Below are 14,383 nucleotides of genomic sequence, written 5' to 3'. Positions count from 1 at the left end.
TTCAGACGAGTTCAGGCAGCCCCCACGCTTTGAGCGGGAAGTCGGCCAGCGAGGCAAGCAGCAGGTCTGCATGCTCGTATTGCTCGACCGGCATATGCGAGTCCGGTACGGCAACAGCGTACATGCCCGCAGCCTTGGCGGCCGTCACACCGAACGGCGAGTCTTCGAAGACCAGGCAATCACTTGGCGAGACGCCAAGGCGGCGGGCGGCGACCAGAAAGATGTCCGGGGCCGGTTTGGCAGCGCCGACCTCCGGGTCGTCTGCGGTCACGACGGTATCGAACAGCTCGAACCACGCGCGGTGCAGCGTTGTTTTGGCTTCGAAGTAATGCACCGACGAGCTGGTGCCCACGGCGATGGGAATATTGTGGGCTGCCAGATGCCTGACCAGCGCCTCGGCTCCGGGCATTGCCGGCGCTTTGGGAAAACGCTCTTCGAGCATCGGTTCACGGGTTTCGAGAAACTCGTCGATCGACATCGGCAGTTCAAGCGTCTTGATCACGTAATCCGAGAAATCCCGGGCACCGCGGCCGATAGTGTGCTGTTTGATGGACCAGTCGAAAGTGCGCCCGTGGCGGCTGGCGATCAAGTGGGTGACTTCGGTATAAACCCCCTCGGTGTCCAGCAACAGGCCATCCATGTCGAAAATGACGGCCTTGATCGGGCCTCGTTCGGTGTGTTGCTCGCTCATGTGATTACATCCCGTTCTCAAATTCGTTTCAGCCTAACGTTTCCGTGAATACCGTGGCTACCCTGTGTTTCTGATAATCTTTCGCGGTTTTCAACTGTGCTGCCAGTCCCGGTACGACTTTCCCATCATCAGAACGGATATCTTCACGTCACTATGAATAAATCAGCAGGTATAGCGATTGGCGTCATCGTCGTAGCGGGCGCACTGGTTACGGCGGGCGCCTGGTACACGGGCAATCAACTGGAAGGCGCGCTGACCGACTCCATCAGCAAGGCCAACCAGGAACTCGCGAAGTCGTTCAAGGGCACCGACACCAGCGTCAAACTGGAAATGCTCTCGCTGGAAAAGCACTTCTTCAGCAGCACGGCGCACTATCGCGTGGACATCCAGAACCTGTCCGATAGCACCCAGGGCGGCCAGTTCCTGTTTGTCGACCAGATCGAGCACGGGCCCATTCCGTTGTCGCGCCTCAAGACCCTGAACCTGCTGCCCGTCATGGCCCTGAGCAATTTCCAGATGGAGAAAAGCCCCAGCGCCGAAAAGTGGTTCGCAATGAGCAAGGACGTTCCACCGCTCAAGGGGCAGGCCAGCATCGGCTATGACCGCGCCACCAAAGGCACGCTGCAGATGGCCCCGCTGGAAATGACCGACGTAGACGGTACGTTCAGGTTTTCCGGGCTCGACCTGAATGCAGAGTCGTCCGCCGACGCCGAAAAATTCAGTCTGGCCGGTAACATGGAAAACCTGCAGCTCAACGTCGCGTCGCCTGACGGCCCGGTCAGCATCGACGTCAAAGGCATGACCTTCGACACGGGCGGCACCAAAGGCCAGTCCGGTTTCTATCTGGGCCACACCAACATGAAAATCCAGAGTGCGGGTTTTCAGGTGGTGGGCAAGCCGCCGATGCAGATCAAGGACTTCACCAACACCAACCTGGCGCAGGAAGATGCCGGTAACCTGGCTGCCCAGATCAACTACGATGCCGGCATGATTTCCTACGCAGGCAAGGACGTTGGCTCAGCGCACATGGGCTTCAAAATAGCTAACTTCGATGTGGTGGCCACGCAGGCGCTGTATCAGTTGTATCAGGATAAAATCCTGCCTCAACAGCAGCAGGCCGCGCTGGAGAAACGTCCGTTTCGTCTTGAGCTGAACCCGGCTGATCAAGAGCTGATGAACACCCAGATGAAAAAGCTGCTGGTCGCCAAGCCGCATATCGAACTGGAAAAACTCTCGCTCAAGACCAGCAACGGCGAAAGCCACATGCGCATTGCAGTGGACCTGGCCGATCCAGGCCCGCTCGATCAGCCTTCCGATTCGCTGCTCTTGAAAAGTCTGGGCGAAGTCAACGCAAAGGTTGTCCTGTCCAAGCCGATGATCCGCGATCTTGCTACCCAGCAAGCCATTCGTGAAGGCCAGACCGACCTCAAGGTCATCGCCGAGCAGGCCAAGGCCGCTGGCGACATGGCCAGTGCCATGGCCGAGATGATGCAACTGGCCAAGGTCGATGGTGACAACATCGTTTCCGACCTGCGTTATGCCAACCAGATGGTCGACTTCAATGGCCAGAAAATGACCGTGCAGCAATTCATGAGCAACGTGATGGGCAAGGTCGGTGTGCTGGGTAACCAGTAAGCCGCCTGCAACACGGTCTGCTGTCAGGGCGGGCAATCTACCGTCCTGACAGCAGAGGCTCTGCTACCGAGTCAACCCGCGCAGGGTATCCGCCAGTTGCCGGGTACGTTGCGAGGTGCCCGCGGTCATGTCGCTGGAGCCTTCCAGCTCCGCCAGCAGGCTGGTGAGCGTGCCGACTTCCAGGGATTGCTCTTCGATATGCTGCGCAACCTTGCGAATCTCCTCGGCCAGACGCTCGATATCCGTGCCGATGTCATTCGCGTTTTGCGTGGTTTTCTGCGCCAGCTGACGCACTTCATCGGCGACCACTGCAAAGCCACGGCCCATTTCGCCTGCCCGAGCTGCCTCGATGGCGGCGTTCAGCGCCAACAGATTGGTCTGCCCGGCGATCTGCTGGATCATCTGCACAACTGACTGGATGCGCAGGCTGGACTTGGCCAGCTCCCGAGAGCCAAGCACTACCTCGTCGGCCTGGCTGACCAGGCTTTTGACGGTATTACCCGCCTTGTCGATGACCGTTTCCTGCTGCGTGATGGTCTGGGACAGTTCATCCATCGAAACATGCAGCTCGCCTGAATAGTGACGCAACTGATCGGCGATTGCTTCCTGATCCTGATGAGCCTTGACCAGTACATCGCCCAGATCGCTCAGGCCGCCGAACACCGGGCGGATCTGCTCGTCCAGACCACTCGGGTCAATGGTTTGCACAAAGTTACGCTGCTTGAACTGGTCGATCTGCTTGACCACTACATGGCTCAAACCGGCCAGCTTCTTGATCTGCCGACGCAGGAAGAACGCCTTGAATTCGCCGTAATAGGCAATGAAGTTATCGATGTAATCGTCGCGGAACGGCTGACCTTCCGGCACCTTGAAAAAGAACACTGCGGTAAGGGTCTGGTTGAGGTTCAAACCCAGAATCTCACCGAAGGTCGAGAAGCCCACTACTGGCGTCTCGCCGAACACATCATTCATGCGGCCCAATTCACTGCCGTTGTTCAGACGACGCAGAATGCAGTCGCTCAACAGGCCGAGCAGCGGCTTGCCGGACTTGCCCTGTAGAAAGCGCGTGAAGTCCTTGCGCGTGGTGTCGATCATCGACGTCCGTTTGACCATCACCAGTTCTTCGCCGGGTGCCACGTCGCAGAACAGATGAACCCGCTCGCTTTCATAATCGATGCGCGCAATGGAGCGTACGAACAGTTCCTCGCCCACCCGAATGGCGAACGAATATTGCGCCAGCTTGCCTTCCAGCTCATGCCGCTCGCACTTAAGCGCATCACACAGCGCTGCAACCATCGTGGCAATCTCGCCTCTGGAATTGACCACCTGGCTGATGTAGCGCTCTTCCAGCGAGGCGGTCAGGACACTCAGGCTCAGTGGCCTTGGCTCGAAGTTCTGGCTCTTGAAGACGCCAAAGCGCACATTCTTTGCGCTCTTGAGAAACACGACCTGAGCATGGTTCTCGTAGCTGCGTTTACCGTCGTGAATCAGCGTCTTCTTGAAGTCGCTTTTGCCGCCTGCAGAGCCACCCACGAACAGGCATGGGAAACGCCCTGACTCGTAGAGCGCTTCCATGAAAAACGACTCCGAGGCCGAAAGGCCGTCAAAGGTGACGTAGGCCAGCGTATCCCTGTGGTCGATAGGCGTGCTGACCTGAGTGCGCTTGATCGAGTCGGTCAGCCGCGCAATGCGCTCACGCATGGACAGTCGCTTGCCCGCGCCGCGAATATCTTCACTGTGCAGGGGAATATGCACCACCTCGGCACTCTGGATAACGCTTGAGTCGAACAGCGCCAGCACGATCCGGTCCCACTGATTACCCGCCGCGCAATACAGCGAATCATTGCTGGAGCACAGTTCGCCGGATGTCGTACACAGGCTGATCTTGGCGTTGGGAAAGCGTGCCGCGACAGACTGGGCAACCTGACCGAAGTCGACGTGAGGTGAAACGAAGCCTGTCAGGTAGACCGGGTCAAAACTTAACGCCGACAGCGTGTCGTTCAATTCCCGCGCGGACGTAATGACACTGAGTACGCCTCCGGTCCGCGAAGTGCCGGCCCGAAAACGAGATAGAAAGCTCATGGTTGAATCCGTAAGAGTAAAAGGCAGGGGCCGTAAAAAAGGCCCAGGTCTTTTAATCGGCTGCTGACGGGTTCAGGTTAGCCGGTGGGCGATGAATTTTGCCTATGCGTGCCGCTCAGACATGTTCAGCATAAACGCTCTGATCAGGGCAAGCGTCTGGCGATGCACTGAATCATAGTGATTATTATGGCAATAGGGGCGTACTGACAGGGTGATGGAGTCGGCTGTCGTAGAGGACAGATGCACATCGACCGCGGGGCTGCTCAGTACATTGGGGAGGCGGGCGATTTGATCCTTGAGGCGCGGAATGATCGCCTGCTCGTCGGCAGTGCCTGGCAATATTGCGGTCAGTTCGACGCTGCGGAAATCATTGCTGGAAAAATTGATGATCGTGTCAGAGAAGATCTTGTTGTTGCCCACCAGATTCAACACGTTTTCCGAGGTGTTGATCGACGTGACGAACAGTCCGATTTCGACCACTGTCCCGGTCACACCCGCAGCCGAAATCATATCGCCGACCTTGAAGGGCCGCAGCACGATGATGAAACCACCTGCCGCCAGATTGGCCAGCAAACCCGACCACGCCATGCCGATCGCCAGCGCCACGGCCGCCAGCAATGCCGCAAAGCTGGTGGTCTCGATGCCGCAATAGCTCAAGATGGCGATCACCAGAATGATATTCAGCGTCACCGTGATGAACGAGCCGACATAGCGCAGAACCGTCGGATCAAACCGCTGCCGCGTCAGCGAACGCTGCGCCATCCTCACCAGCACGCCGATCAGCCAGCGACCCACTATCCACAACAAGGCTGCGATCACCAGCCTCAAAACGACAGTTGTTCCGTACTGCAGAACGATATTGAACAACGAGTTGATCCCGTCAGTGCCGATATTGATGACATTCAGCGCATCCATCACCGCAACTCCCGACCGCAGGGCTCGCCCGGCAGATGGCCTGCGGAGCGGAGCCGTACATTGAAGGGCAAAGCAGGGCGGTGGCTACTGGTAGTTTTGACTGGAGGCAAAGGGCCTTCAAGTGGCGCTGGTCGCCGACTCGGTGATAGGCAGTAACCAGCGTACGTTGAGTTTATTTTTTGTTTTTTGATACGTAGTCAACGATGTCTTGTACAGTTTTCAATTCGAGATATTCTTTGTCCAGGATCATGAATCCAAACTCGACTTGTAGAGCCATAACGGCTTCTGCGAAATCCAGGTCGTCCGAATTTAAGTCTTCGACTAACCTGTCTGTCGGTTTTATTCTTGATTCTGATAGGCCAAGTTTCTCGGACAAAATTGCTATCACTTTTGCTTCAATGTCGCTCATGATCACGCGCTCCTTGCATGTAGATTTACAGCCATTCAAAAGAACGTTAGTCCACCTCAAAAACGCTGTCTACTGTCAGAAATAGCAGGTATTCGGGATTAATTCAGCATAGGCTTGAACCTCGATAGTCAGACGCATTCCAGCTGACGATCAGCCCTTGTACTGCATAGGCATGCAACCCTTCAATCTAAAACGGGAAAAGCGGTAAGGCGGTCAGTATTAAGCCCCTCCCGAAATCGCTACACTCGCCACCTCACAAGGACGAACCAAGGACCTGCAATGCCGCTCCCTTCTACCACGCTGCGCCACACGCTGGTGATCTGGTTGTATGCCGTCGCGGTCGCGCACGTGCTGGGCAGTATCGTGTTTACCTGGGCAGGTTTTTCCGGCTTGCTCGACGGCTACCTGACTACGCTTGAGCAGGCTTTCTGGACCGACGCCGTTCCTGCCGCTGCGCGTGCGCAACAGGTCTGGTGGATGGCGCTGTTTGGCGCCACCTTGCAAACCTATTCCGTATACATGCTGGCGCTTGTGCATTTGGGCAATCGTCTGAAAAGCGCCATGCCTTGGGGCTGGCTGATCGCAGGCCTGCTGCTTTGGGCTCCTCAGGACATAGCGATTTCCGTGCGCGGGGGTGTCTGGTCGCATGTGTGGCTCGATCTGGCGGCGCTGCTGGCGTTGCTGCCGCCGTTGTTCTGGCTGTATCGCCATGATCGCCGTACTTCTGCTGCCAACGCATTGAAGGAGCCCCGTCATGTCTGACCTGCCCCTTCTGTACCTGCTGGCGGGCAACGGCAGCAGTGCCGAATGGTGGGATGATGTGCTGCCGCATTTTCAGCAGCATCAGGTCGTGCCGCTGGAACTGCCAGGCTTCGGCAACAATCCTCAGCCTCCGTGCGAAGACCTCGCCGCCTACGCCGATGCGCTATTGGCAGCGACGGTCAGGGGCAGTGCCATCGTCGCCGTGGGCGTTAATGCTTTGCTGGTCATGCATGCCTTGCAGCGCCAGTCCGGACACTTCTGCAGAAGCGTGCTGCTGGCCCCGGTGGGGGCTTTTCTGTGGCAGCGGCGCTTGCCTGCGCTGATGTCGCCGCTGCCCATTCGCAAGACCATTCACTGGCTGCTGGCCAACAAGCCCACGCTATTTGCGCACAAGTTTTCCAGGCAGACCTGGCCAGCCGAGCACTACCAGCGCATGGGCTCCGGTTACGCCCGCTGCCGCGCCTTTGTACCGTATTGGGGCCTGTTGTGCGCCGACACTGCGCTGCCGCTTCTGGAATGGGTGCAAGACCCGATAGAGCTGGTCTGGGGCGATCAGGACAACGTGCTGGGTATCGAGCAGGCGGCAGCGTGGTCTGCCATTCTGGCGCGTGCTGACCTGAGCATCAGTCTGAAACCGGGTTGGGGTCATTACCCGTGGATTGACTCGCCGGCCGAGTTTGCGCAGTGGCTGGAGTCGGGCGAGCGCGGCTTCGTCGCACACACCAAAGGTGGCCGCCTGCGTCTGGCAACCATCGCCGGGCAACCGGTGCCCGCAGCACTGTCGTTGGTGCAGGGCGATGACTCGGCCTTGCCCGCGTTTCTGGCCAGCCAGCCGGAGGCTATCTGGGCGGTGCGCTCGTCCAGCTTCGGCGAGGATCAGGCCGATGCGGCCAACGCTGGCCTGAGCACCACTTTCCTTCGCGAGCCCACCCCAAACGTACCTGCACGTATCGCAGAACTGCACGGCGCTGGCGTCGAAGAAGTCGTGGTGCAGCGGTTCATCACGCCGGTGCTTTCCGGCATCGCGTTTGCGCGTCACCTGTCGGTCGAGCTGGAGTGGGTCGAAGGGCATCTGGAGTCGCTGGCTGACGGTCAGGCAAGCCCGGAGCGAGCGATCATTTCCCGCCTCGGCGATGTCTGGAACAGCGGCAGCTTCACGCCATCCCACGGTTTGACACAAGAAATGCTCTGGGACTTCCTGCAAGGCGTGCTGCGCGTTTTCCATTACGTGCCGGGCGATGTCGAGTGGGCGTGGGATGGCCGCCAGCTTTGGCTGTTGCAGTACCGCCCGATCAGTGATTACGGCTGGCGCCGACACCTGACCGCGGCCAACATCGCCGAGATCCTGCCGCCCCAGCCCAGCAGGCTGGTCGAGTACGCACAGCGGCGTGCTGCAGGCAGCATCCCGGCGATCATGGCGCGTTGGGATTCACGCGTGTTGCAGGACAACGAGCCATTTACCGCACTGTTTGGCGCAGCTTCCTACATCAACAACGACCTGTTTCTCGCACGTCTGGCTGATTGGGGCGTCGCGTCCAGCAGTTACGCCGATGAAGTCGGCGGCGCAGCACCGCATCTGCCTTGGCGACCTCTGCGTTTGCTGCGCTCGTTACCGGTATTCCTGCGCATGCAGCGTATCGCGCGCGGCCACCTGCTGACCCTGGAAAAGCAACTGCACCGTTTCGACCGAGAGCTGCATGCCTTGACGGCCCAAGGGGCTGACGGCCAGCAATTGGCTGATTGGTTCACGCGTTTCTACGTGTTCGTCGTGCAAGGTAACCTGTGCATCGCCACCTCGCTGGCCAGCAGCGGCGGTGATCTGCTGGGACGTCCGCCAACCGCTTACGACGACCTGGAGCACTGCCCGCACCGGCTGCCCTGGGAAACCGAACCCGCGACCCCACGCCCGGCAGCCACTGACCTGCCTTTACAAGCCTTACCGACCTGGCCGGGTTTCATTCGCATCGCCCACCGCGCAGGCCTGCCGGGCATGCGCGGCTACTACCTGCAAGTGCGCGAGTGGTATCGCGACAACCTGATGCGCCTGTTCTTCCGCCTGCATCACGCTATGCCCAGCGCCGACAGGGCACACTGGTTTGCGCCTCATCCAGACATTCGCAGCCGCGCAGGCAGTTTCTGGCAGGACGGCCGCGAAGGCACCGAGCAGGCCACCGGCTTCATGATCTATCCGGGGCAGGTCCAGGGCATTCTGGGCGACGACATCCTGCTGGAAGACACCCTCGACCCCGGACGCCACGCGCACTACCAGAACACACGCGCCGTGATCGCGCGCATGGGCGGGCGTCTTTCCCACGGGTCCACGTTGCTGCGCGAACTGCGCAAGCCTTCGGCGGTGCTGCCGAATGTTGATATGGCGTGGGTGGGGAAGGAGGTGCGGTATAGGGATGGGGAATTGCTGCTGGTCGAGGGGCAGTGATAAAGCCCGAGGGTGACTTATCCACAGCGAACCCGCACGCTCATTGAGGGGTGCGGGTATGCTTCGCCAAGGTATAGCGAAAGGCTTACACGCGGTGGAGGGGTTTGGCCATTTCCGACCTGGTCCGTCCTCCGTAAGATTGGATCCATCAAGTGGTGAACAGGAGTTCACCAGGATCAAGGATGATCGACCATCGCCTCGGAGGCAGCCGACAGGGAGTCGGGATGGTCTTGGAAAAACCCGCTTCGGCGGGTTTTTTGTTGGGCGCGAGAAAGTCCTCGTTGAGCCTGGGCTACTTGCGCAGTGCCTTTCTCTTGCGCAGGCTTTCACGATGCACCTCGAGATCCCTGCGCCGCCGCATCTCCTGACGCGTCTCCTTGCGTTCGGATCGAATAATCCTCCATTGCATGCGCAACTCCCGGCCGCGCTCGCTGTTGAGCGATAAAAGGCCCAGCAACGGGAAAAGCAGCCCCAGCATGTAAAACATCAATTCAAAACGCCGCCAGTGCGTAGGGGCAGTGGGTAACACCGCGAAAAAGCAGCTCACCAGAATGGCCGCCAATATCCACATTCCGCAGGCATGCCCGCGACTCATCATGATGCCGCCGAAACTCAAAACCAGTGATACGCCCATCATGAGCATCATCGACTGGCCGGTTCTCTCCGGCTCATTTGGAAAGTACGCATCGACCACCGTGCCTGCGGTAATGGCGAGGGAAAATATGCCCATGAAGATCGGAGTCAGAAAGGACAGCAGATAACGAGAGCGGAAAGCGGCAACGTGGCTGCGGTAAATCACCATCGGCTCCGGCGAGGCCCGCTTGCTGCGAGATTGTTTACCCATTTTTCTTCCTTGGTTGGGTGTTGTGGTTAGTTGCCTTCTTCGCTGATGGTCTGCTACCTGGCTTCATTTACTGAGTGATATTACCCATTTCAAAAACCTACCCAGCCACCAGCGACTGCGTGCTTCACGAAGCTGTTCGATGTACTCGAACGTGTAAGACCGATTGTGCTTCTTTTCCAGCGTCAGAATTTTTTTCAGTATTCGGATGGCGTCCCTGTTCCAGTAAAGAAGGTAAAGATTGCTCAGTGCTATCCAGATACTGACCATAATGATCAGTTCTATATGCCATACGATCATTGCAGCGATTCCGGCCACAATGACGCCTCCGCTCAGTAAGTTTCCGTTTCTCGTGCTGACATAACCGTGCACCATATAGACCTTGTTATCCCTGGTCTCAAAAGACAGCTGACCTGATCTCGATTTTGTGAAGTAAATAAATAAAAATGAAACGAGCATCAGTAAGGCCGGAATCATCGCCCACGATAAAGCATCTGTCGTTGAAGCGCCGTATTCAGATTTTGCTATAAGATAAATAACGCTTGTATTCATGAGTAGAAATGAAGAGAAAAGGCCTGTGAAAGAATGAACTGCGATTGCAGTGAAGCTTTCGCTCAGGTAAATCAAATATATTGTTCGCATGAGCAGGGTAAAGAGACCGAGGCATACCAGCCAGAAAAAATCCGATTTAAACGTCGACATTGTGCCAAATAAGGCAATCAGGAAGAAAGACCCGTAAAGTCCCTTTTTTATTGCGTTGGGTTGTAGTTCGATCATGTTGTTAGCTCAAGTTTTAAAAGCGAAATATAGCAAAAGCCTAATGGCATAGTCTGAAAGATCATACATCAAATATTTAAGTGCCTGACTAGTCGTCCCACTATTTAGATGGTTGCCTTTTGACGTGTCACCTAGTCAAAGCGGCCGGTGCTGAGGTTCAGGCGGTTGCCGATGTCGTAATACGGATGGTTAGGTGCTGGTCTATGCGAAGAGGCAGTGAGGTCTAATTGCTGAGTTAATCGTCCTGGCAGCCTGCGCTCCATAAGTCACGGTCTTTCACATTATGGCCCACAGTTCGTGTGCGAAGTCTGTCTTCTCAGCGGTGACGCCCAGTTTTCTGCCGGTGTCCGTCGGCTTGCGCTCGATTGACAGCAGTCGGTCGCCTTCGTCGTAGGCGTAGTCCTGACGCGCATCGTCGTTAAGTCTTGCCAGCAGGCGACCAATCAGGTCGCGCTCCAGATGGGTGCTGCGCCGTGGCTGTTCGCCTTTCTCGCCGTAGCCGATTTCCTCGACCTGTGTCAGGTGCCCGCCGAGGTTGTAGCTGAAACGGCGGGTCAGGTTGTCGATGCGTTTTTCTTCGATCAGACGGTCTGCGTCGTCGTAGGCAAAGCGGTAGGTCGCATCGTTTTCGCTGGTCAGGGCGACGAGGCGAATGGTTTTGTCGTATTCGTAGGTGATGGTCTGCCCTTTGGCATCCTGTCGCCATTTGGGCAAGCCACGACCGTTGCGCAGCAGCTGGGTGGTCTGGCCTTTGCCATCGGTGTGTGTCAGGACCTGGCCCAGTTCGTTGTAGGTAAAGGTCTCGCTGGTGCCATCCGGGTGGTTGATGCGCAGCACTTCGCCGTCGGGCTTGCGTTCCAGCGTGGTGGTGTTGTTCAGGGCATCGGTGACGGCCACCAGATGAAGGCGCTCGTCATAACGGTAGTGCGTGCTTTTGCCCGAGCAGTCCTGAAAGCGCTGGACCTGGGCCAGGGTGTTCCACCACAGGTATTTGGACTTGAGCGTCGGGTCGACTATGGTTCCCCAGTAGCATGTTGCTGTGGCGGGTCACCACGTCTTCGGTGTAGGTGAGATAAAGCGCACTGAATCGCCGTTATCATTGAACACCTCGCCGAGCTTGCTGTTGCTGTCGGTAGTACAGCTTGATGTGGTGTAAGCGATAGCACAGCGCTAATTCAAGAGAAAGTGGCAGCTGACTGAGACAAAGTTGGCAGTCATGCCGCGGCATACCTTATTAAAGAGCAATAGAGCTTTTGGTATATGTGAAGTAGGTAGCAAATGCATCGTTACGACTAATAAATTATTTTTTACGCTTGCGGTATCTGTGCCTTTCGAGCTAATAACTAGCCATGCATAAAATACTGGCTAGATTATTTTATTTAAAGTTGCTTGTGGTTTTTCTAGGCTTTAAAGATCTTAAATGCATCATTTTCATAATAAAACTTAAACGCATCGAAGTAGTTCTCGACGCTTGGGTGAGGTAATTGTTCATTAACATTTGATATTATATCTTCGATAATAGGTGTTTCTAGGGTCTCCTTCCAACCCTCACCTAATACTTGCGGAGGCAAGTAGTCCGTGGAGTCGGGCGGAAAATCGCGACTATCTAGTGAAAATGCCCCTTTGGTATCCAATGTCCATGGGGTGTCAGGAAGATAAAACCATGAGTCTGGCATCTCTGATATGTTTAAAATAACTTCTTTAATGCTATAAGTCTTCATTTTCACCTCAACATGCTGAGTTTTGCAGCTTTTTAAATCCACCCTGCTGGTTAGGGTGGAGGCTGTTCTGTACGAGGGCTGGAGCCTTATGTTGCGCTCTAGGCATCAACTCAATATCTTTAGTGCTTTGAGCATTATGATGCCGCGAATGGTTTGGAGGGCTTCTATCACTGAAACCTCCTCTAGGACCAGGTTGAATGTGCTTTGCCGCTTCTGGAGGAAGAGCTGGCTTTAGTTGGGGGTATAATGCTATAGCATATTCAAAGCATATGGCTGGTTACTAATTTTTCTAGATCACTAATACTTATGCCGAAAGAGGTTTTTGTATTTGAGATTTTTGTGGCTAGATCTAATACAATGGCAATTTCATTTGAGGTTACTTTATTTTCATCATAGAGATTCGTCAATCTCATAGCTCAATAAGTCTATATTCTGCAGAGCCATGTCTACGCATTTATGAAGTTTGGAAGTGTCGGAGTCGATAAGAAATAATAAAAAATAATCTAATGCAATCATCAGGTTTTGTGCATAGCTACCTTCTTGCTCAGAAAACTCCTCAGTGTCTGGTATGTTTTTTTTTACAGTATGCTCAATTTTTATAATAGAATCTTTCTTTTCGGACAGCGAGGTTTTGAGCGCCGCTACAACTAAACCTTCAAGATTTTCTGAATAGCAATTATCAAAAGCTTTTATAAGGCGTATTTGCCTATACAAATAGCTTGCTATCAGCAAGGATTTTTGTTGAGGGTTAAGTTTTTCGATATAGGACGACACGGTGGCGTCCTCAAAAATCAAATTCCACTGCATGTGCTTCCTCCTAACCGTTTTCGACTCTTTTTACCAGTTGTATGTGTGTCAGTCTTAACGCCGTGCTCCTTCATTAAGTGTTCACAGTCCAAACATACCCCTCTCGATGCATCTATATTGATAGCGCCTTTACCTGCTTTTATTATAGTTTTCTCTGCATGGCCCTGCCCATTTACGACATTAATCCCTTTACCTTGGGCCCACTCTCGTTGAATTTTAGGCACGGTCTTATCGCTTGATGCAATGAATAATCCCCCTTTGCTATCCATTCCCAAAGCAGTAGTCTTGAGCTTTTGCGCGGTAGGATCAAGCAAAGCGTGAGCTTCATTCACAAGGTCTAGTAATTCAGATACTGGTAACGAATACTGCGGCCCAGCGGGTCGGTTTCCTTGAGCAGCCGGGCGAACTCGTCGTATTCGAAGGTCAGCTGGTTGCCGTCGGGCAGCGTCAGGCCGGTCATGTTGCCGGTGTCGTCGATCTCGATGACGTAGTGATCTCCGCTGTAGTCGCGGCTCGAGGTGACGCGGTGGTCCTTGTTGTAATGAATCTCCAGCTCGCGGCCCAGTACGTCGGTGACCCAGGTGGTGCGGGCCTCGCGGTCGTAGCGGAAGTGGAAATGCTCACCGTCGCTGGTCTGGTGTTCTACGACACGTGGCTGGCCGTCGATGGTTTCCCAGCGGTACTCGCAGGTCAGGCCCAGTGCGTTGCTGTGGCGGATCATGACGCCGTCGGTGTAGAAAAAGCTGCGTTTGGAATCTCCGTTGCGATGATGAAATAGGAAGGAGGCTAGACTAAATGTTAGTAGCCTCTCTTCCGGCTTGATTTTTAAAGAGCTTTAATTAATATCTAAAACTGCTATTTAAAAATTTGACCACCTAGCTAATAGCTCTACTTTGACTTATTAAAACAAGGATAAAGTAAAGCTTTAGTGTTTCTGCAGCTTACAGCTCACGAACTATTCGTAAACCCCAGCATCTTGTGATTTTTCAATGAAAATATCCATGAGATCACCTTGAATATCTTTGCCTTCACAAGAAAGTTTAAAATCTCCTTCTAAATTGTCGGGGAAATGTACGCCGTCCAAAGTGCCTAAAATTACAGAAGCACTATCTGCAATTACCACCCTAAAAAAGTTTATAACATCGGACCTTTCAGATTCACTCAAAGACGCTAGAGCATTTCTAGCCCTTGCGTAGGGGTCTTTACCATTATCAATTGGTTTGTTTAAAGCTGTTTTGTATTGATCGAAATTCTTTTCAAAAAGCTCGTCATATATAGCGTAAATAAAATCTTTATCTGAAGACAT

At 54.6% G+C, this 14,383-nt stretch carries 11 protein-coding genes and 4 pseudogenes; 3 read left to right on the top strand and 12 right to left on the bottom strand.

The window, feature by feature from the left end; genetic code table 11:
- Nucleotide 1: 1 nt before the first annotated feature.
- Nucleotides 2–691 carry an HAD-IA family hydrolase gene (locus tag FFH21_RS27460; protein ID WP_004660956.1) on the bottom strand — a complete coding sequence of 230 codons (690 nt, stop codon included), beginning with the start codon at nt 689–691 and terminating at the stop codon, nt 2–4.
- A gap of 153 nt (nt 692–844) precedes the next feature.
- Between FFH21_RS27460 and FFH21_RS27455 the strand changes: the two genes are divergently transcribed.
- Nucleotides 845–2,326, top strand: coding sequence for a YdgA family protein (locus tag FFH21_RS27455; protein WP_004660953.1), 1,482 nt, complete (start codon nt 845–847; stop codon nt 2,324–2,326).
- Between the two features lie 63 nt (nt 2,327–2,389).
- On the opposite strand, the pseudogene FFH21_RS31205 reads toward FFH21_RS27455, so the two are convergent.
- The 4 genes and pseudogenes from FFH21_RS31205 to FFH21_RS27440 all read right to left on the bottom strand — a co-directional run.
- Nucleotides 2,390–2,746, bottom strand: a pseudogene (locus FFH21_RS31205) (methyl-accepting chemotaxis protein); the annotation flags it as partial.
- A 555-nt stretch (nt 2,747–3,301) separates the two neighbouring features.
- A pseudogene (locus FFH21_RS31200) lies at nt 3,302–4,408 on the bottom strand (FIST signal transduction protein); the annotation flags it as partial.
- Nucleotides 4,409–4,510: 102 nt separating this feature from the next.
- Nucleotides 4,511–5,323 (bottom strand): mechanosensitive ion channel family protein, encoded by an 813-nt coding sequence (locus FFH21_RS27445; RefSeq protein ID WP_011169885.1) that lies wholly within the window; start codon nt 5,321–5,323, stop codon nt 4,511–4,513.
- Between the two features lie 172 nt (nt 5,324–5,495).
- Nucleotides 5,496–5,732: an acyl carrier protein gene (locus tag FFH21_RS27440; RefSeq protein ID WP_004660945.1), complete on the bottom strand. Its 237-nt coding sequence runs from the start codon at nt 5,730–5,732 to the stop codon at nt 5,496–5,498.
- Nucleotides 5,733–6,011: 279 nt separating this feature from the next.
- Here FFH21_RS27440 and FFH21_RS27435 point away from each other — a divergent pair, with 279 nt between their 5' ends.
- Together FFH21_RS27435 and FFH21_RS27430 are read left to right on the top strand one after the other, a co-directional pair.
- Nucleotides 6,012–6,494: a hypothetical protein gene (locus tag FFH21_RS27435; RefSeq protein ID WP_004666581.1), complete on the top strand. Its 483-nt coding sequence runs from the start codon at nt 6,012–6,014 to the stop codon at nt 6,492–6,494.
- A complete protein-coding gene (locus FFH21_RS27430) occupies nt 6,487–8,931 on the top strand; it encodes an alpha/beta fold hydrolase (RefSeq protein ID WP_011169884.1) in 2,445 nt (814 codons plus the stop codon). The genes FFH21_RS27435 and FFH21_RS27430 overlap by 8 nt, the downstream gene beginning before the upstream one ends.
- Before the next feature lie 292 nt (nt 8,932–9,223).
- Here the strand turns inward: FFH21_RS27430 and FFH21_RS27425 are convergent, their stop codons facing one another.
- The 7 genes and pseudogenes from FFH21_RS27425 to FFH21_RS27390 form a co-directional block, all read right to left on the bottom strand.
- Complete coding sequence (locus FFH21_RS27425) at nt 9,224–9,775, bottom strand: hypothetical protein (RefSeq protein WP_011169883.1); 552 nt, start codon at nt 9,773–9,775, stop codon at nt 9,224–9,226.
- Nucleotides 9,776–9,838: 63 nt separating this feature from the next.
- A complete protein-coding gene (locus tag FFH21_RS27420; RefSeq protein WP_011169882.1) occupies nt 9,839–10,549 on the bottom strand; it encodes a hypothetical protein in 711 nt (236 codons plus the stop codon).
- A gap of 291 nt (nt 10,550–10,840) precedes the next feature.
- A pseudogene (locus tag FFH21_RS27415) lies at nt 10,841–11,569 on the bottom strand (RHS repeat protein); the annotation flags it as partial.
- Between the two features lie 380 nt (nt 11,570–11,949).
- The gene (locus FFH21_RS27410) at nt 11,950–12,270 is read right to left on the bottom strand and encodes a hypothetical protein (protein ID WP_004666577.1); all 321 of its coding nucleotides are present in this window, start codon (nt 12,268–12,270) and stop codon (nt 11,950–11,952) included.
- A gap of 390 nt (nt 12,271–12,660) precedes the next feature.
- A complete protein-coding gene (locus FFH21_RS27405; RefSeq protein ID WP_230383579.1) occupies nt 12,661–13,077 on the bottom strand; it encodes a hypothetical protein in 417 nt (138 codons plus the stop codon).
- 349 nt (nt 13,078–13,426) lie between these two features.
- A pseudogene (locus FFH21_RS27395) lies at nt 13,427–13,846 on the bottom strand (type IV secretion protein Rhs); the annotation flags it as partial.
- A gap of 186 nt (nt 13,847–14,032) precedes the next feature.
- Nucleotides 14,033–14,383 carry a hypothetical protein gene (locus FFH21_RS27390; RefSeq protein WP_004666572.1) on the bottom strand — a complete coding sequence of 117 codons (351 nt, stop codon included), beginning with the start codon at nt 14,381–14,383 and terminating at the stop codon, nt 14,033–14,035.

The organism is Pseudomonas sp. KBS0707 (assembly GCF_005937945.2).
Lineage (GTDB): Bacteria > Pseudomonadota > Gammaproteobacteria > Pseudomonadales > Pseudomonadaceae > Aquipseudomonas > Aquipseudomonas amygdali.
This window is presented reverse-complemented; position numbering and strand designations above follow the sequence as displayed.

Bases quoted from the DNA above. Each gene is read 5' to 3' on its own strand.
- FFH21_RS27460 (WP_004660956.1), bottom strand. From the start codon at position 691: ATGAGCGAGCAACACACCGAACGAGGCCCGATCAAGGCCGTCATTTTC.
- FFH21_RS27455 (WP_004660953.1), top strand. From the start codon at position 845: ATGAATAAATCAGCAGGTATAGCGATTGGCGTCATCGTCGTAGCGGGC.
- FFH21_RS27445 (WP_011169885.1), bottom strand. From the start codon at position 5,323: ATGGATGCGCTGAATGTCATCAATATCGGCACTGACGGGATCAACTCG.
- FFH21_RS27440 (WP_004660945.1), bottom strand. From the start codon at position 5,732: ATGAGCGACATTGAAGCAAAAGTGATAGCAATTTTGTCCGAGAAACTT.
- FFH21_RS27435 (WP_004666581.1), top strand. From the start codon at position 6,012: ATGCCGCTCCCTTCTACCACGCTGCGCCACACGCTGGTGATCTGGTTG.
- FFH21_RS27430 (WP_011169884.1), top strand. From the start codon at position 6,487: ATGTCTGACCTGCCCCTTCTGTACCTGCTGGCGGGCAACGGCAGCAGT.
- FFH21_RS27425 (WP_011169883.1), bottom strand. From the start codon at position 9,775: ATGGGTAAACAATCTCGCAGCAAGCGGGCCTCGCCGGAGCCGATGGTG.
- FFH21_RS27420 (WP_011169882.1), bottom strand. From the start codon at position 10,549: ATGATCGAACTACAACCCAACGCAATAAAAAAGGGACTTTACGGGTCT.
- FFH21_RS27410 (WP_004666577.1), bottom strand. From the start codon at position 12,270: ATGAAGACTTATAGCATTAAAGAAGTTATTTTAAACATATCAGAGATG.
- FFH21_RS27405 (WP_230383579.1), bottom strand. From the start codon at position 13,077: ATGCAGTGGAATTTGATTTTTGAGGACGCCACCGTGTCGTCCTATATC.
- FFH21_RS27390 (WP_004666572.1), bottom strand. From the start codon at position 14,383: ATGTCTTCAGATAAAGATTTTATTTACGCTATATATGACGAGCTTTTT.